Origin of the sequence: Kitasatospora sp. NPDC058162 (assembly GCF_042884005.1) — a bacterium.
In the GTDB taxonomy this organism is placed as follows: domain Bacteria; phylum Actinomycetota; class Actinomycetes; order Streptomycetales; family Streptomycetaceae; genus Kitasatospora.
This window is the reverse complement of the sequence record NZ_JBHVUS010000015.1, coordinates 60924-80276: the sequence shown is the minus strand read 5'-3', so window position 1 is coordinate 80276 and position 19353 is coordinate 60924. Positions and strand designations below refer to the sequence as shown.

At 75.2% G+C, this 19353-nt stretch carries 7 protein-coding genes; all 7 read left to right on the top strand.

Annotation, left to right across the window (positions count from 1 at the left end; genetic code table 11):
- Positions 1-46: 46 nt before the first annotated feature.
- The 7 genes from ACFVXG_RS25535 (at position 47) to fabG (ending at position 19351) form a co-directional block, all read left to right on the top strand.
- A complete protein-coding gene (locus ACFVXG_RS25535) occupies positions 47-8008 on the top strand; it encodes an amino acid adenylation domain-containing protein (protein ID WP_387930736.1) in 7962 nt (2653 codons plus the stop codon).
- Positions 8005-15291 carry an amino acid adenylation domain-containing protein gene (locus ACFVXG_RS25530; RefSeq protein WP_387930735.1) on the top strand — a complete coding sequence of 2429 codons (7287 nt, stop codon included), beginning with the start codon at positions 8005-8007 and terminating at the stop codon, positions 15289-15291. The genes ACFVXG_RS25535 and ACFVXG_RS25530 overlap by 4 nt, the downstream gene beginning before the upstream one ends.
- A 107-nt stretch (positions 15292-15398) precedes the next feature.
- A complete protein-coding gene (locus ACFVXG_RS25525; protein WP_350509457.1) occupies positions 15399-15602 on the top strand; it encodes an MbtH family protein in 204 nt (67 codons plus the stop codon).
- A 288-nt stretch (positions 15603-15890) separates the two neighbouring features.
- Positions 15891-16139: an acyl carrier protein gene (locus ACFVXG_RS25520; protein ID WP_387930734.1), complete on the top strand. Its 249-nt coding sequence runs from the start codon at positions 15891-15893 to the stop codon at positions 16137-16139.
- A 55-nt stretch (positions 16140-16194) separates the two neighbouring features.
- Entirely contained in the window at positions 16195-17469 is a 1275-nt protein-coding gene (locus ACFVXG_RS25515; protein ID WP_387930733.1) for a beta-ketoacyl-[acyl-carrier-protein] synthase family protein, read from the top strand.
- Positions 17469-18626 carry a beta-ketoacyl synthase N-terminal-like domain-containing protein gene (locus ACFVXG_RS25510; protein ID WP_387930732.1) on the top strand — a complete coding sequence of 386 codons (1158 nt, stop codon included), beginning with the start codon at positions 17469-17471 and terminating at the stop codon, positions 18624-18626. The genes ACFVXG_RS25515 and ACFVXG_RS25510 overlap by 1 nt, the downstream gene beginning before the upstream one ends.
- Entirely contained in the window at positions 18623-19351 is a 729-nt protein-coding gene (gene fabG / locus ACFVXG_RS25505) for a 3-oxoacyl-ACP reductase FabG (RefSeq protein WP_387930731.1), read from the top strand. Before ACFVXG_RS25510 ends, fabG begins: the two co-directional genes overlap by 4 nt.
- Positions 19352-19353 lie beyond the last annotated feature (2 nt).

The following is a 19353-nucleotide window of genomic DNA, read 5'->3' as shown; positions in this document are numbered from 1 at the left end:
CGAAGGTTCCGAGAGTTGCCAGAATTTCGAAGCGGCTGAGGCGAGGATGACGGAGAACGAAGCAACGACGACGAACCCGGGTGCCGTGCTGCCGCTCACCGCGGCGCAGGCCGAGATCTGGTTCGACGAGCAGTTCGCCGCCGGGCCGCTGGCCTACAACATGGCGGACTACATCGACCTGCACGGACCGCTCGACCCGGACCGGCTCGCGCTCGCCCTGGGGCGCCTGGGCCACGAGGCCGAGGGGCTGCGGGTGCAGTTCGTCGAGGAGGACGGCGGGCCCGGCCAGATCATCCGCCCGCTCGCGCAACTCCCGCTGAAGCGGCTGGACTTCGCCGGACAGACCGATCCGCTCGCGGCCGCCGAGCAGTGGATGCGGGCGGACCACGCCGACCCGATCAAGATCACCGACTTCCCGCTGTTCCGCGGCGCGCTGATCCGGCTCGGCCCCGACCGGCACCTGCTCTACCTGTGCATGCACCACATCCTGTCGGACGGCTTCAGCCGCGGGCTGCTCTACCCCAAGCTCTCCGGCCTCTACGGCCGGCTCGGCGACGCAACCGGCGCCGCGGCCGGTGCCGAGGCCGACCCGACGGCACCGGACGCCGAGGCGATGCCGCCGTTCCACCACCTGCTGGACGCCGAACGCCGGTACCTGGACTCCAAGATGGTCGGCAAGGACCGCGACTACTGGACCGACCGCCTCACCTCCGACCGGCACGGCCCGCTGCCCGAACTGGTCTCGCTCTCCGAGCAGGAGCCGGCCCCCGCCCGGGTCGCCCTGCGCGAGACCGTCCGGCTCTCCCCGGAGACCACCGGCGCGCTGCACGCCCTCGCCCAGGACGGCAAGGTCACCCTGCCGGTGCTGATGGTCGCCGCGATGGCCGCCTACACCCAGCGGGCCACCGGCGTCGCCGCGCCGCTGCTCACCCTGCCGGTCACCGGCCGGGTCGGCGCGGTCAGCCGCGCGATCCCCGGCATGCTCGCCAACTACCTGCCGCTGGCCGTCCCGGTCCGCCCGGAGCTGACCCGCACCGAGCTGCTGCGCGCGGCCTGGCGCGAGGTCGCCCGCGCGCTGCAGCACCAGCGCTACCGCGGCGACCGGATCCGCCGGGACATCGGCCTGCGGATCGACGACCAGCGCGCCTTCGGCCCGTTCATCAACGTGCTCGACCAGGACCCGGAGCTGGCCTTCGGCCCGGGCTGCCGGGGCGTGGTGGTCAACCTCTCCACCGGCATCGTCAAGGACCTCATCCTGACCGTCCTCAACGCCGCCGACGGCACCGTGGAGCTCCACCTCGACGGCAACCCCGAGCTCTACACCGGCGCCGAACTCGCCACCCACCTGGCCCGGTTCGCGACCTTCCTGGACACCCTCGCCACCATGCCCGCCGACCGCCCGCTCGGCCGGGTCGGCCTGGGCGCGAGCGGCGAGCCGCTCGGGCTGCTCGGCAGCCGGGACGCCGAGACCGCACCCGACCAGGGCCTGGTCGACCGGGTGCGCGCCGTCGCGGCCGAACGGCCCGGGGCGGTGGCGGTCCGGGACGGCCGCGAACAGGTCGACTACCGGGGGCTGCTGGCCCGGGCCGCCGGAGCCGCCGCCCGGCTGTCCGCCGCCGGGGCGGGCCGCGGCGCGGTGGTCGCGATGCTCGCCGAGCCCGGCGTGCCCTTCGTCGCCGGGCTGCTGGCCGTCCAGGCGGTCGGCGCCGCCTACCTGCCGCTGGACCCGGCCGCGCCCGCCGCCCGCAACACCGCCCTGCTGACCGACAGCGGCGCCGCCCACCTGCTGCTCGGCGCCGACTGCCCGGCCCCGGCGGCCGCCGGGGTCACCGTCCTGCCGCTGGCCGACCCCTCCGACGCCGACGGGACCGCCGAACTCCCGTCCGTGGGCGGCGGATCGGGCCTCGCGTACGTGATGTTCACCTCCGGCTCCACCGGCCGGCCCAAGGGCGCGATGGTGCAGCGCTCCGGGATGATGAACCACCTCTGGGCCAAGGTCCAGGACCTCGACCTGGCCGCCGGCAAGACGGTGATCCAGAACGCGCCGCTGACCTTCGACGTCTCGGTCTGGCAGCTGCTCGCCCCGCTGGTCGTCGGCGGCACCGTCCGGGTCAGCGGCACCGACACCGCCGCCGACCCGAGCGCGCTGTTCGCGCTGGTCCGGGCGGAGGGCGTGGCCGTCCTGGAGGTCGTCCCCTCGCTGCTGCGCGCCGCCCTGGACGCCTGGGACCTCGACGGCAGCGCACCCGAACTCCCCTCCCTGGAATGGCTGATGGTCACCGGCGAGGCGCTGCCCGCCGACCTCTGCCGCCGCTGGCACACCCGCTACCCCGACGTCCCGATGATGAACGCCTACGGCCCGACCGAGTGCTCCGACGATGTCACCCACGCCGTCATCGCCGTCGACGACGAACTCGGCGCCCGCGTCCCGATCGGCTCCCCCGTCCGCAACACCCGGCTCTACGTGCTGAGCGACGAACTCCAGCCCGTCCCCGTCGGAGTCCCGGGCGAGCTGTACGTCGGCGGCGCCGGCGTCGGCCGCGGCTACCTGAACGACCCGGCCCGCACCGCCGCCACCTTCCCCGCCGACCCCTTCACCGCCGACGGCACCAGGATGTACCGCACCGGCGACCGCGTCGTCCAACGCCCCGACGGACAACTGGAGTTCATCGAACGCCGGGACCACCAGGTCAAGATCCGCGGCCGCCGGGTCGAGACCGGCGAGATCGAAGCCGTCATCCGCACCCTCGCCACCGTCACCGACGCCGCCGTCGCCGTCCTGCCCGACGCCTCCGGCAACCCCCGCCTGGTCGGCTACCTCACCGGCCCGGGCGTCCGGCCGAGCCAGGTGCGCGCCGAACTCGCCCAGCTGCTGCCCGCGTACATGATCCCCGCCACCTGGCTGGTCCTGGACGCCATGCCGCTCACCCCCAACGGCAAGCTCGACCGCAAGGCCCTCCCCCAGCCCGCCCCCACCGAACAGGGCGGCAGCCGGGGCCCGCGCACCGAACGCGAGCGGATCCTCTGCGACATCCTGGCCGAGGTGCTCGGCAGCACCGCCGTCGGCATCGACGAGGACTTCTTCGCCCTCGGCGGCGACAGCATCCGCTCCATCCAGGTGGTCAGCCGCGCCCGCAAGGCCGGGCTGCTCTTCACCACCCGGGACATGTTCACCCACAAGACCGTCGCCGCCCTCGCCCGGATCGCGGGCGGCGCCGCCGCCGACGAAGCGTCCCCCCGGGAGGACGAGGGCGGCACCGGACCGTACGAACTCACCCCGATCGCCGCCCAGTTGCACGAGGATACCGGCAGCCTCGACGGCCCGGTGGCGACCTACGGCCAGTACGTGGTGGTCCGGGTCCCCGCCGGGCTGGACGCCGGGCTGCTCGACACCGCCCTGCACGCCCTGGTCGACCACCACGACGCGCTGCGCACCCGGGCCACCGAGCCCTCCCCCGGCCTGTGGCACCTGGAGGCGCTGGCCCCCGGCGCCCTGGCCGGCGTCCGGCTGGCCACCACCGCCGAGCACCCCCAGGGCGACGTGCTGGGCTTCGCCGAACGGCAGGCCACCGCCGCCCGCGCCCGACTGGACCCGGGCTCCGCCGTGATGCTCCAGGCCGTGCTGATCCCCGCCGCGCCCGGCGCCGACAGCGCCCACCTCGTCCTCTGCGCCCACCACCTGGTCATCGACGGCGTCTCCTGGCGGATCCTGCTGCCCGACCTGGCCGCCGCCTGCGCCGCGCTCGCCGAGGGCCGCACCCCGGCCCCCGACCCGGTCGGCACCTCCTACCGCGCCTGGTCCCGGCTGCTCGCCGAACAGGCCCGCACCCAGGTCCGCGGCGCCGAACTCGCCCACTGGCAGGGCATCCTGGACGGCCCGGACCCGCTGGTCGGCCACCATCGGCTCGACCCGGAGACCGACGTGTACGGCACCCGGCGCACCCTGCGCCTGGAACTCGGCCCGGAGACCACCGGCCCGCTGCTCACCGACGTCCCGGCGGCCTTCCACGCCGAGGTCAACGACGTGCTGCTGACCGGCCTCGCCCTCGCCGTCGCCGACTGGCGCCGCCGCCACGGCCACGCCGACCACGCCCGCACCCTGATCGAGCTGGAGGGCCACGGCCGCGAACAGCTCAGCGACCGCCTCGACCTCTCCCGCACCGTCGGCTGGTTCACCGCCGCCTTCCCCGTCCGCCTCGACCCCGGCGAGCCGGACTGGGACGAACTGTGGTCCGGCGGGCCCGCGTTGGCCACCGCGCTCAAGCGGATCAAGGAGCAGCTGCGCGCCCTGCCCGACCGCGGCGTCGGCTACGGCCTGCTCCGCTACCTCAACCCGCACGCCGCCCGGGTGCTGGCCGGCCGGGACCGGCCGCAGATCGGCTTCAACTACATGGGCCGCTTCGACGCCCGGCACAGCGGCCACTGGGAGCCGGTCGGCGGCGACGGCGTGGTCGGCACCGGCGCCCACCCCGGCCTGCCGCTGCCGCACCTGCTGGACGTCACCCCGGCCACCGAGGACCGGGCGGACGGCCCCCACCTGATCGCCAACTGGGCCTGGGCCGGGCGCACCGTCGCCGAGGAGGACGCCCGGGACGTCGCCGAGACCTGGTTCCGCGCCCTCGAACTGCTCGCCCGCCACCCCGGCCCCGGCGGCCGCACCCCCTCCGACCAGCCGCTGGTCCGGCTCGACCAGGCGGAGATCGAGGAGTACGAGGCCGAACTCGCCCGGGCCGGCACCGCGCTGGCCGACGTGCTGCCGCTCACCCCGCTGCAGCAGGGCATGCTCTTCCACGCCGACCACGACGCCGCGTCCGACCACGGCGTCGACGTCTACACCCTGCAGATCGTCGCCGACCTCGAGGGCGCCGTGGACCCGGCCGCCCTGCGCGCCGCCGGCCAGGCCCTGCTCGACCGCCACCCCAACCTGCGGGCCGCCTTCCGCGCCCGGGCCGACGGCGAACCCGTCCAGGTGATCCCGCAGCACGCCCGGCTGCCCTGGCTCGAAGCCGACCTGACCGGGCTCCCGGAGCCCGCCCGGGCCGCCGAACTGGCCCGGCTCACCGAGGCCGAACGCACCCGCCGCTTCGACCTCGCCGACCCGCCGCTGCTGCGCTTCGCCCTGGTCACCCACGGCGAGGACCGCCACCGGTTCGTCTGGACCAGTCACCACATCCTGGTCGACGGCTGGTCGATGCCGCTGCTGGTCCGCGAACTGTTCGCGCTGCTCTCCTCCCGGCCGGGCGCGCCGGGCCGTGCGGACGGCACCCCGCTGCCCGACCCGGCCCCCTACCGCGGCTACCTCGCCTGGTTGGCCGCCCAGGACCGCGAGGCCGCCCGCACGGCCTGGCGCGCGGCCCTCGCCGAGCTGGACGGGCCGACCCTGCTGGTCCCGGCCGACCGGGACCGCGTCCCCGCGCTGCCGCAGGCCGTCCACGCCCAGGTGCCGCCCGCGCTGACCGCCGCCCTGACCGACTGGGCCCGCGGCCGGGGTCTCACCCTGAACACCGTGGTCCAGGGCTGCTGGGCGCTGCTGCTCGGTCGGCTCACCGGCCGCCAGGACGTGCTCTTCGGCGCCGTCACCTCCGGCCGCCCGGCCGAGGTGCCGGAGGTCGAGTCGATGATCGGCATGTTCCTCACCACCGTGCCGGTCCGGGCCCGGCTGCACCCCGGCACCCCGCTCGCCGAACTGCTGGACACCCTCCAGGAGCAGCAGAGCGCGCTGCTCCCGCACGAGCACCTCGGGCTCGCCGCGATCCACCAGGCCGCCGGGCTCACCGGCGAGGCCTTCGACACCGTGGTGCTGTTCGAGAACTTCCCGTTCGACGAGCAGCACCTGGCCGGCGGCGAAGGCCCCCGGGTGGTCCGGGCCGAGGCCCTGGACGCCCGGCACCACCCGCTCAGCCTGGTCGTCCACCCCGGCGAGGCGCTCAGCCTGCGCCTCGACCACCACCCGGAGCTGTTCGGGCGGGCCGAGGTCGAGCGGATCGCCGCCGTCCTGCTGCACCTGCTGCGCACCGTCGCCGAACAGCCCGAACTGCCGCTCGCCCGGATCGACGTCACCGCGCCGACCGACCTCACCGGCACCGCCACCCCCGGCGAACTCGGCGGGCTGCTCGGCAGCTGGGACGCCTCGCTGCCCGAGGAGAGCCTCGGCGTGGTCGAGCGGGTCCGCGCGGTGGCCGAGCGCACCCCGGAGGCCGTCGCCGTAACGGACGACGGCGGTTCGCTGACCTACCGGGAGCTGGTCGCCGCCGCCGGGGCGCTCTCCACGGCCCTGACCGGGGCCGGGGCGGGCCTCGGCTCGGTGGTCGCGATGCTCGCCGAGCCCGGCACGCCCTTCCTGACCGGGGTGCTCGGCGTCCTCGGCGCGGGCGCCGCCTACCTGCCGCTGGACCCCGCCGCGCCCGCCGCCCGCAACACCGCCCTGCTGGCCGACAGCGGCGCCTCGCACCTGCTGCTCGGGGCGGGCTGCGAGGCACCGGAGGCCGCCGGGGTCACCGTCCTCGGGTTGGAGCGGTCGCTCTCCGCGCCCGCCTCGCCCGCCCTGCCGACGCCGGTCGGCACCGGGCTCGACCTGGCGTACGTGATGTTCACCTCCGGCTCCACCGGCAGGCCCAAGGGCGCGATGGTGCAGCGCTCGGGGATGATGAACCACCTCTGGGCGAAGGTCGGCGACCTCGATCTCGCGGCCGGCGAGACGGTGGTCCAGAACGCGCCGCTGACCTTCGACGTCTCGGTCTGGCAGCTGCTCGCCCCGCTGGTCGTCGGCGGCACCGTCCGGGTCGCCGGGACGGAGGCGGCCGCTGACCCGAGCGCGCTGTTCGCCCTGGTCCGGGCGGAGGGCGTGGCCGTCCTGGAGGTCGTCCCCTCGCTGCTGCGGGCCGCCCTGGACGCCTGGGACCTGGACGGCAGCGCGCCCGAACTGCCCTCCCTACGCTGGTTGATGGTCACCGGCGAGGCGCTGCCCGCCGACCTCTGCCGCCGCTGGCACACCCGCTACCCCGACGTCCCGATGATGAACGCCTACGGCCCGACCGAGTGCTCCGACGACGTCACCCACGCCGTCATCGCCGTCGACGACGAACTCGGCGCCCGCGTCCCGATCGGCTCCCCCGTCCGCAACACCCGGCTCTACGTGCTGAGCGACGAACTCCAGCCCGTCCCCGTCGGCGTCCCCGGCGAGCTGTACGTCGGCGGCGCCGGCGTCGGCCGCGGCTACCTGAACGACCCGGCCCGCACCGCCGCCACCTTCCCCGCCGACCCCTTCACCGGCGGCGGCGCCCGGATGTACCGCACCGGCGACCGCGTCGTCCAACGCCCCGACGGACAACTGGAGTTCATCGAACGCCGGGACCACCAGGTCAAGATCCGCGGCCGCCGGGTCGAGACCGGCGAGATCGAGGCCGTGCTCCGCACCCTCGCCCCGGTCACCGACGCCGCCGTCGCCGTCCTGCCCGACGCCTCCGGCAACCCCCGCCTGGTCGGCTACCTCACCGGCCCGGGGGTGGACCCCGAGAAGATCCGCGACCAGCTGGCCGAGCTGCTGCCCGACTACATGGTCCCGGCCTCCTGGCTGGTCCTGGACGCCATGCCGCTCACCCCGAACGGCAAGCTCGACCGCAAGGCCCTGCCGCAGCCCGTCGCCACCGAGCAGGCCGGCCACCGGGGCCCGCGCACCGAGCACGAGCGGATCCTCTGCGAGATCCTCGCCGAGGTCCTCGGGGCCTCCGCCGTCGGCATCGACGAGGACTTCTTCACCCTCGGCGGCGACAGCATCCGCTCCATCCAGGTGGTCAGCCGCGCCCGCAAGGCCGGGCTCACCCTCACCACCCGGGACGTCTTCACCCACAAGACCGCCGCCGCCCTCGCCCGACTGGCCGAGGAGACCGGAGCCGAGGCCGCGGCCGCCGAAGCCGCCCCGGCGGAACCCGGAGAGGGCGGCCTGGTCGAGCTGTCCGACGAAGAACTGGCCGATCTGGAATTCGAGTTGAACGAGGAGCTGTCGTGACGACCGGCCCCAGAACCACCGGCCCCGGACCGAGCGGCCCCACAGCGACCACCACCGCCCCGGCGACGGCCGTCCCCGGGGGGAAGATCAGCGAAGTCCTGCCCCTCTCCCCGCTCCAGCAGGGCCTGCTGTTCCTCTCCTCCTACGACCAGGCCGCGCCCGACCTGTACACCCTCCAGCTGGTCGCCGAACTGGACGGCCCGGGCGTGGCCGACGGCGACCGGCTCGCCGAACGCCTGCGCACCGCCACCGCCGCCCTGCTGCAGCGCCATCCCAACCTGCGCGCCTGCTTCCGCCACCGCAAGACCGGCGAACCCGTCCAGGTCGTGCTCAAGGACACCGAGCCCCCGTGGCAGCTGCTGGACCTCACCCACCTCCCGGAGGCCGAACGCGAGGCCGAGGCCGGCCGCCTCACCCGCGAGGACCGGCTGCGCCGCTTCGACCCGGCCCGGCCGCCGCTGATGCGGTTCACCCTGATCCGGCTCGGCGAGGGCCGCCACCGCTTCCTCTGGTCGGTGCACCACATCGTCCTGGACGGCTGGTCCTTCCCGCTCGCGGTACGGGAGTTGGGCCTGCTGGGCGACCCGGCCACGGCCGCCGCGCTGCCCGCGCCCGCGCCGTACCGGTCCTTCCTCGGCTGGCTGAACGGCCGCGACCGGGCCGCCGCCCGCACCGCCTGGGCGGAGCTGCTGGCCGACCTGGACGGACCGGTCCGGGTGCTGCCGTCGACCGGCGCCTCGCCCGAACTCCCCTCCACCACCCGGCGGTTGCTGGACGAGCGGCCCACCGCGGCGCTGTCCGACTGGGCCCGCGGCCGGGGCCTCACCCTGAACACCGTGCTGCAGGGCTGCTGGGCGCTGCTGCTCGGCGGGCTCACCGGCCGCCAGGACGTGGTCTTCGGCTCGGTCACCTCCGGCCGCCCGGCCGAGGTGCCGGGGGTCGAGTCGATGATCGGGCTGTTCGCCAACACCCTCCCGGTGCGCGCCGACCTGCGCCCGGACCGCCGGGCGAGCGAGCTGTTCGCGGCGCTGGCCGCGCAGCAGCTGGCGATGATGCCGCACGAGCACCTGCCGCTGGCCGAGGTGCAGGCCGCCTCCGGGGTGCGCGGCGAGCTGTTCGACACGGTGCTCGCCTTCCAGAGCTTCCCGATGGACGAGGCGGCGCTGTACCGGGAGTCCGGCGGCACGGTCAGCTCGGCCCGGATCCTCTCCGCCACCCACTACCCGCTGAGCCTCAGCGTCTTCCCCGGCGCGCGCCTGGACCTCCAACTCGGCCACCGCGCCCCGGCCTTCGACGCGGCCCGGGCGGACGGGCTGCTCGACCGGCTGGTGCGCGTCCTGGAGCGGGTCGCCGAGGACCCGCACACCCTGCTCGCCCACCTGGGCGCGCCCGAAGCGGCCGTCCAGCCCGTCGGGCCCCGCGAAGTCGCCCCGCAGCCCCGGCACACCACCATCCCGGAGCTGTTCGCCGAGCAGGCCGCCCGCACCCCGGAGGCCGTCGCGGTCACCGCCCCGGACGCCGAGCTCAGCTACCGCGAACTGGACGAGCGCTCCGACCGGCTGGCCCACCTGCTGGTCGCGCGCGGCGCCGGCCCGGAGTCCTTCGTCGCCGTCGCCCTGCCGCGCGGCGCCGAGCTGGTCGTCGCCGTCCTCGCGGTACTCAAGGCGGGCGCCGCCTACCTGCCGCTGGAGCCCGCCCACCCGGCCGAGCGGACCGGCCACGCGCTGGCCGACGCCCGGCCCCTGCTGCTGGTCACCACCACCGGCCTGCTGCCCGGCACCGAACTCCCGAGGATCGAGCTCGACACCCCGGAGACCGCCGCCGCCCTCGCCGCCGCCCCCGCCACCGCGCCGACGCCCGCGCCCGCCCTGCGGCCCGAGCACCCGGCCTACGTCATCTTCACCTCCGGCTCCACCGGCCGCCCCAAGGGCGTGGTGGTCCCGCACCGCAACGTGGTCCGGCTGCTGGACACCACCGAGCGGCACTTCGCCTTCGGTCCGCAGGACGTCTGGACGCTGTTCCACTCGATCGCCTTCGACTTCACGGTCTGGGAGCTGTGGGGCGCCCTGCTGTACGGCGGCCGGCTGGTCGTCGTCCCGTACGACGTCTCGCGCTCCCCCGACGCCTTCCTCGACCTGCTCGCCGCCGAGCGGGTGACCGTCCTCAACCAGACCCCGTCCGCCTTCCAGCAGCTGAGCCGCGCCGACGCCGAGCGCCCACGCGAACTCGCCCTGCGCACCGTGGTGTTCGGCGGCGAGGCGCTGGACCAGGGCGGGCTCGCCGACTGGTACGCCCGGCACCCCGAGGACGCGCCGCGGCTGGTCAACATGTACGGCATCACCGAGACCACCGTGCACGTCACCCGGCACGACCTGACCGCCGCACCGGCTGCCGTACCGGCCTCGGCAACGGCTGTCGCCGAGGCCGGCAGCGCGATCGGCCGTGCCCTCCCCGACCTGCGCACCTACCTGCTGGACGGCGCCCTGCGGCCGGTCCCGCCCGGGGTGCCCGGCGAGCTGTACGTGTCCGGCCCCGGCCTGGCCCGCGGCTACCTCAACCGGCCCGCGCTGACCGCCGAACGCTTCGTCGCCTGCCCCTTCGAGGCGGGCGGCGCCCGGATGTACCGCACCGGCGACCTCGCCCGGTGGCGGCCGGACGGCACCCTGGAGTACCTGGGCCGGATCGACGAGCAGGTCCAACTGCGCGGCTTCCGGATCGAGTTGGGCGAGATCGCGACCGTCCTCGGCCGGCACCCGCTGGTCGCCGAGGCCACCGTACTGGCCCGCGAGGACCGGCCCGGCGACCAGCGCCTGGTCGCCTACATCGTCCCGACCGCACCCGAGAGCCCTAAACTCGCCCAGGAGGTACGGGCGTTCGCCGCCGCACGACTGCCCGAGCACATGGTCCCGGCCGCCGTAGTGACCCTCCCCGCGCTGCCGCTGACCGGCAACGGCAAACTCGACCGCCGCGCCCTGCCCGCCCCCGCGTACGCCACCACCGCCCGCGCCCCGCGCGGCCGCGAGGAGCAACTGCTCTGCGCGGTCTTCGCCGAGGTGCTCGGCCTGCCGGAGGTCGGCGCCGACGACGAGTTCTTCGCCCTCGGCGGCCACTCGCTGCTCGCCACCCGGATCGTCAACCGGGCCCGGACCGAGCTCGGCGCCGAACTCCAGGTCCGGGACCTCTTCGAGGCCCCCACCCCGGCCCGGCTCGCCGCCCGGCTGAGCAGTGCGCTCCCCGACGCCACCGCCCCGCACCGCCCCCCGCTCACCGCCGGGCCCCGTCCGGCCGTGCTGCCGCTCTCCCCCGCCCAGCAGCGGCTCTGGTTCGTCGAACAACTGGGCGCCCCCGGCGGGCTCTACCACATCCCGCTGGCCGTCCGGCTCTCCGGCCCGCTGGACACCCCCGCCCTGGCCGGCGCCCTCCAGGACGTCCTGGCCCGGCACGAGGCACTGCGGACCGTGTTCCCCCGCCACACCTCCGCGGGCGCGCCGGTGGCCGAACAGCGGGTGCTCACCCCCGCCGAGGCCGTCCTCCCGCTCCCGGTGAGCCGCAGCACCGAAGCCGACCTGCCCGCCGCACTCGCCGCCGAGGCCGCCACCGGCTTCGACCTGGAGCGCGAACTCCCGCTCCGGGCCCGACTCTTCACCCTCGGGTCGGAACAGCACGTGCTCTCCCTGGTGCTGCACCACATCGCCGCCGACGGCTGGTCGCTCGCCCCGCTCACCCGCGACCTCACCGCCTGCTACCGGGCCCGCCGCGACGGCCGGCCCGCCGAACTCCCGCCGCTGCCCGTCCAGTACGCCGACCACACCCTCTGGCAGCACGGACGGCTCGGCACCGAGAACGACCCGGACAGCGAGCTCTCCCGCCAACTCCGCTACTGGACAGACCGGTTGCGCGACCTCCCGGCCGAGCTCGCGCTGCCCTTCGACCACCCCCGCGGCGCCCGGACCGACCACCGCGGGGCGGCCCACCGCGTCACCGTCCCGCCGGAGCTCGTCGAGCAGCTGCGCCGCACCGCCGCAGCCTGGTCGGTCAGCCCCTTCATGCTGCTGCGCACCGCGCTCGCCGCCCTGCTCACCCGGCTCGGCGCGGGCACCGACATCCCGCTCGGCAGCCCGATCGCCGGGCGCACCGACGACCGGCTCGACGAACTGGTCGGCATGTTCGTCAACACCCTGGTGCTGCGCACCGACACCTCCGGCGACCCGACCTTCCGCGAACTCGCCGAGCGGGTACGGGAGTCCGACCTGGCCGCGCACCAGCACCAGGAGCTGCCCTTCGAACGGCTGGTCGAGGTGCTCAACCCCGAACGCTCACTGGCCCGGCACCCGCTGTTCCAGGTGATGATCGGCCACCACCGACTCAGCTCCGCCCCCATCGCCGACCCGGAACTCACCGTCTCCGAGCAGCCCGTCCCGGTCCACACCGCCAAGTGGGACCTCTTCTTCCAGTTCACCGAAACCTCCGAAGACTCCGAGCGCCCCGAAGAAGCACTCACCCTCACCCTCGAACACCGCCTCGACCTCTTCACCCCCGCCACCGCCCGCCGGATCACCGAGGCCTACCTGCGCCTGCTCGCCGCCGCCCTCGCCGACCCCGCCGCCCCGCTCTCCCGGCCGTCACTGGCCTCCCCCGAGGAGGCGGCCGAGCTGCTCGCCCTCGGCACCCGCCGGCTCGGCGAGACCGGACCGCCCACCACCCTCACCGCCCTGGTCGACCGCCGGATCGCCGCCACCCCGCAGGCCGTCGCCGTGGTCCACGCCGGGCCGGACGGGCTCCGCCACACCAGCTACGCCGAACTGGACGCCGAGGCCAACCGCCTCGCCCAGCTGCTGACCGCCCGCGGCGCCGGCCGCGGCACACCGGTCGCGCTGCGCCTGGAGCGCGGCCCGGCGGTGGTGCGCACCCTGCTGGCGATCGCCCGCACCGGCGCCGCCTACCTGCCGATCGACCCGTCCCACCCCGCCGAGCGGGTCCACGGCATGCTCGCCGACAGCGGCGTGCGGCTGCTGGTCACCCAGCGCTCGCTGGCGGACTTCGACCTGCCCCCGGACGTCCGTCCGCTGGTCCTGGACGACCCCGGGACGGCGGCCGACCTCGCCGACCGGCCCGCCACCGCCCCCGCGGTCACCGTCCGCCCCGACGACCTGCTGTACGTCATCCACACCTCAGGCTCCACCGGCCGCCCCAAGGGCGTCGCGGTCACCCACCGCGCCGCCGCCCGCCTGGTGCTGGGCCTGCCGGAGCTCGCCCCGACCGCCGAGGACACCTTCCTGTACTTCGCGCCGGTCGCCTTCGACGCCTCCACCTTCGAGATCTGGGGCCCGCTCGCGCACGGCGCCCGGCTGGCCGTCCAGCCGCCCGGCCCCGCCGATCCGCAGGCCCTGGAGGACTTCCTGGCCCGGGCCGGGGTGACGGTCGCCTTCCTCACCACCCAGCTGGTCAACACCCTCGCCGACACCCGTCCGCGCGCCCTGGCCCCGCTGCGCGCCCTGCTCACCGGCGGCGAGGCGCACTCCCGGGACCACCTGGACCGGCTGCGGGCCGCCCTGCCCGGCACCACCGTCCTGCACGTCTACGGCCCCACCGAGACCACCACCTTCGCCACCGGCCAGGACCTCGGCCGCGCCGACGGCACCGTCCCGATCGGCCTGCCGATCGGCGACACCGGCGCGTACGTCCTGGACGAGGCACTGCACCCGGTGCCGCGCGGGGTGGTCGGCGAGCTGTACCTGTCCGGCCCGGGCCTGGCCCGCGGCTACCTGGGCCGGCCCGCGCTGACCGCCGAACGCTTCGTCGCCTGCCCCTTCGAGCCGGGCGGCGCCCGGATGTACCGCACCGGGGACCTGGTCCGCTGGGACCGGCACGGCCGGATCGAGTACGTCGCGCGCGCCGACCAGCAGGTCAAGATCCGCGGCTTCCGGGTCGAACTCGGCGAGATCGAGGGCCTGTTGGCCGCACACCCGGACGTCGCCCGGGCCGCCGTACTGGCCCCCGCCGACGCCGCCGGCCAGCGCCGACTGGTCGCCTACCTGGTGGCCCCCGAGGGCCGCCCGGCACCCGGCGCGGCCGAACTGCGGCGCCACCTGGCCCGCTCGCTGCCCGGGCACCTCGTCCCGGAGGCCTACACCGTGCTGCCCGAGCTGCCGCTGAACGCCAACGGCAAGCTGGACGTCCGCGCGCTGCCCGAACCCGCCGCCGCCCCCGCCTCGACCCGGGCCCCCCGGACGCCCGCCGAACGCCTGCTGTGCGCGGCCGTCCAGGAGGTGCTGGGCCTGCCCCGGGTCGGCCCGGACGACTCCTTCTTCGCCCTCGGCGGGGACAGCCTCAAGGCCATCCGGCTGGTCAACACGGCCGCCCGGTCCGGCCTCCCGCTCACCCTCGGCGCGGTCTTCGAGCACCGCACCCTGGAAACCCTGGCCGCCACCGCCCCTCCTGGGACCAGCCCCCACACCCTCGACCCGCTCGCCCCCGTGCTGCCGATCCGCCCCACCGGCAGCCGCGCCCCGCTGTTCTGCGTGCACGGCGGCCTCGGCTTCGCCCTGCCCTTCGCCACCCTCGCCGAGCACCTCGACCCGTCCCGCCCGGTGTACGGCCTCCAGGCCCGCGGCCTGTCCGACGACGGCCCGCTGCCCACCGAGCTCGGCCAGGTCGCCGAGGAGTACCTGGCCCGGGTCCGGGCGATCCAACCGCACGGCCCGTACCACCTGCTCGGCTGGTCCTACGGCGGGGTGGTCGCCCACGAGATGGCCGTCCGGCTGCGCGCCGCCGACGAGCCGGTGGCCCTGCTGGCCAACCTGGACGCCTACCCCGACGACGCCCGCGGCGCCCGGCCGAGCGACGCCGAGTTCCTCGCCGACTTCCTGGCCGAAGCCGGCGCCGAGCCGCCCGCCCCCGACGGCACCGCCCCGCTCACCCCCCGGACCGTCGCCGCCCACCTCGCCGGCACCCCCGGCCCGCTGGCCGGCCTCGAACCGGCCCTGCTGGAACGCCTGTTGGCCGTCATGCGCAACAATCTGGAGCTGTTCCAGCGCTTCACCCCGCACCGCCTGGACGACTGCCCGATGACCCTCTTCGTGGCCACCGGCGGCGACCGCCGCCCCACCCCGGAGGAGCGCGCCCTCAAGCTCAAGAGCTGGGAGCCGTACGTCGGTTCGGCCGTCCACCCGCACGACGTGGACGCCGGGCACCAGCAGCTGCTGCACCCCGGCCCGGCCGCCGCCATCGGCGCCGTCCTCGACGCGGTGCTCGCCACCCTCGAGACGCCCGACCACCCGTGACCCAGCCGAGCCGACCGAACCAACCGCCGAACCAGCCGAACCAGCCGAACCAGCCGAACCAGCCGAACCAGCCGAACCAGCCGAACCAGCCACAGGAGCGAACCAGCATGGCGAACCCCTTCGACCGCGAAGACGGCACCTTCCTCGTCCTCGTCAACGAGGAGGGCCAGCACTCCCTCTGGCCGTCCTTCGCCGCCGTCCCGTCCGGCTGGTCGGTGGCGCTGGAGGCCACCGACCGGGCGAGCGCCGTCGCCCACATCGAGGCCAACTGGACCGACCTGCGCCCGCTCAGCCTGCAACGGCAGGACTGACCGCCCCGACCGAACGCGCCGACTGAACACGCCGCTCCCGCCGGGGAATTCAGGACCCCCGCAGAACCGGCCCCGCCGACGCCGCCCGCCGCACCCGTGGATCCCCCGTCCACGCGGTGCGGCGGGCGGCTGTTCTCATGCCCCCGGACCGGCCGCCACCAGGCCCGTTGACCTCCCCCGACTGCCGTCAGTGAACAGTCAGTTGAACGTCATCGACCCGTCATCGGCGCTGATTAGTTTTCTGGCCAGCAGCAGATTTCCGGGCGTCTGGAAAACGGAGGAAACAGGATGACGACGGTTGCGCCGGAGCGCCTTACCCGTATCCGCGAAATCATCGCCGAGAACATCGACGTGCACACGGAGTTCGCCGACACCGCTTTGTTCGTCGACGAGTTGGGCGCGGACTCGCTCAAGCTGATCGACGTGCTGAGCGCGCTGGAGATGGAGTACTCCATCGTCATCGACATGAACGAGCTGCCGAAGATGGTGAACGTGACCACCACCTACGAGGTGACGGCGGCCGCGGCCGGCTGGTAGCCGCCGATCCACCCAGGCCCACCCCTCCCGCTCACACCGCTCTAGGAGAGGTCCCATGGACTCCACCGCACAGTCACCAGCGGCCCCCCGGTCCGGTACGCCGGCCGGGCGCCGCCGGGTCGTCCTCACCGGCCTCGGGGCGATCTCCAGCATCGGCACGGGCATCGAGGAGTACACCGCGGGGCTGCGCGCCGGCCGCTCCGGCGCGCGGCCGATCACCCGCTTCGACACCGAGGGCTTCGGCCAGAACGTCGCCTGCGAGGTCCCGGACTTCGAGCCGGAGCGCTGGATCCACCGGGTCCCGCTCCAGGACATGGGCCGGGCCGGGCAGTTCGCCGTCGCGGCGGCCCGGATGGCGGTGGACGACGCCGGACTGACCGAGGCCGACCTCGGCGAGCGCCAGGCCGTGATCAGCATCGGCACCACCGACGGCGAGTCGCACGACATCGGGCTGCTGGTCGAGCAGGAGCTCGCCGCCGGGGACCCGAAGGCGATCGACCCGGTGCTGTCCCGCCGGATCAACGCCGGCCGGCTGAGCACCGTGATCGCCCGCGAGCTGCGGATGCCGAACGTCGAACCGACCACCATCACCACCGCCTGCGCGGCCGGCAACTACTCGATCGGCTACGGGCTGGACGCGATCCGCTCCGGCGACGTCGACATCGCGCTGTGCGGCGGCACCGACGCGGTCTGCCGCAAGGCCTTCGCCCTGTTCAAGCGCTTCGGCGCGCTCACCCCGGACGTGGTCCGGCCCTTCGACCGCGACCGCCAGGGCATCCTGACCGGCGAGGGCGCGGGCATCCTCGTCCTGGAGAGCCTGGAGTCCGCGCTCTCCCGCGGCGCCCGGATCCACGCCGAGGTGCTCGGCTACGGCCTCAGCTGCGACGCCGCCCACGCCACCGCCCCCAACCGGGACGGCATCGCCCGCGGCATCCGGCTCGCCCTGGCCGACGCCGGGGTCGAACGCGACGAGATCGACTTCATCTCCGCGCACGGCACCGGCACCAAGGCCAACGACCGGACGGAGTCGGCCGCGATCCTCGACGTCTACGGCGACACCCCGCCGCGCACCGTCGCCGTGAAGTCCATGCTCGGCCACTCGATGGGCGCCGCCAGCGCGCTCGCCGCGATCGCCTGCAGCATCGCCATCGAGGAGCAGTTCATCCCGCCGACCATCAACCACCGGGAGACCGACCCGGACTGCCCGCTGGACGTCGTCCCCAACCGGGCGATCGACGCCGAGGTCCGGATCGTGGAGAACAACTCCTCCGCCTTCGCCGGCAACAACGCCATCCTGATCCTGGGCACGTACGGAGAGCGAGACCGCTGATGACCACCGCCACCGCCCCGACGGCCCTGCCGCCGGAGACCCTCGTCATCACCGGCTGGTCGGCCGTCTCGCCGTACGGCCTGACCAGCCGCGCCTTCGCGGACGGCCTGCGGGCCGGCGCCCGCACCGCCGCCGAGCCGGCCGAGGCGTACGGGCCGCTGCCCTCGCCGGAGGTCTGCCTGGTGCCCGGCTTCGACATCAAGGGCCTGCTCGGCCCCACCGGCACCGCCAAGATGGACCGGCTCACCGCGCTCACCCTGGTCGCCTCCGACGGCCTGCTGAAGGACGCCGAGGGCAACCGGGTGGTGGCCACCGACGAGTTCACCGGCGTGGTCCTCGGCATCTCGATGGGCAGCCTGGAGAACGTCACCAACTTCCTGAAGCAGTCGTACACCAACGCGCTGCCCTTCCACGTCGACGCCGGCCGCATCCCCTTCGGCAGCCTCAACCACGCCGCCGGCGCCACCGCGATCCGGCACGAGCTCACCGGCCCCAACACCACCGTCGCGGGCGGCCGGGTCAGCGGCCTGCTGGCGCTCAACTACGCGCGCCGGCTGCTGGGCCAGGGCCGGGCGACCAAGTACCTGGTGGGCTCGGCCGAGGAGTTCTCCACCGCGCACGCCTGGATCGAGCACGCCGCCGTCGCCCCCGGTGACCCGGCGCCGCTGCTCGGCGAGGGTTGCGGCCTGTTCGTGGTCGAGCCGGCCGGTACCGCCCAACGCCCGCCGCTGGCCGCCGTCCTGGCGATCGAGACCCGGGTCGACATCGACGACGACCCCGGCGCCGCCGTCACCGCCTGCGTCCGCCGCGCCCTCGCCCGGGCCGGCGCCACCGCCGAGGAGGTGTGGGCCGCCGTGCCCAGCGCCGCGCCCACCGCGGCCGGCCGGGCCGAACAGGCGGCACTGGCCGCGCTGCTGCCCGCCCCGGCGCTCACCGCCGTCCCGTCCATGGCCCTGCTCGGCGACACCAGCGCGGCCGCCGCCACCTTCCAGATCCAGGCGCTGCTCAGCGTCGCCGAGGCCGAGCCGGCCGCGGCGGGCCGGATCGCCCTGGTCACCGCCGTCGACCGGGACGGCGCGGTGGGCTGCGCGGTGCTGCGGCTGCTGGCCCCGTCCTCGGCCGCCCCCGCCCCCGCCCAGAACGGAGCCACCGCATGATCGCCCTGGTCAGCGGCGGCTCCCGGGGCATCGGCCGGGCGATCGTGCAGCGGCTCGCCCGGGACGGCTACGACGTCGCCTTCTGCTACCGCTCCGACGCCGACGCCGCCGACCGACTGGTCAAGGAGGTCGGGGAGGCCGGCACCCGGATCACCGCCACCCGCTGCGACGTGTCCGACTCCGCCGAGGTCCACGACTGGTTCGCCCGCACCGAGCGCGAGCTCGGCCCGGTGAACGCCGCGGTCACCTCGGCCGGCATCACCCGGGACCGTCCGGTCATCCTGATGCCCGAAACCGACTGGGACCAGGTGCTGCGCACCAACCTCGACGGCGTCTACCACGTGTGCCGCGCCGCCGCCTTCGCGATGAGCAAGCGCCGCAGCGGAGTGATCGTCAACCTGTCCTCCGTATCAGGGATTTACGGTAACGTCGGCCAGGCGAACTACGCCGCCTCGAAGGCGGGGATCATCGGCTTCACCAAGTCCCTGGCCAAGGAGTGCGGCCCGCGCGGCGTGCGGGCCAACGTGGTCGCCCCGGGCCTGATCGCGACCGACATGGTCGGCGACATGTCCGCGGCCGCGATGGAGCGGATGCTGGGGAACGTCGCGCTCGGCCGGGCCGGCAAGCCGGAGGAGGTGGCTGATCTGGTCTCCTTCCTGCTGTCCGACCGGGCGGCGTACATCAGCGGGTCGGTCTTCGAGATCCACGGCGGCGGCACGTTCTGATG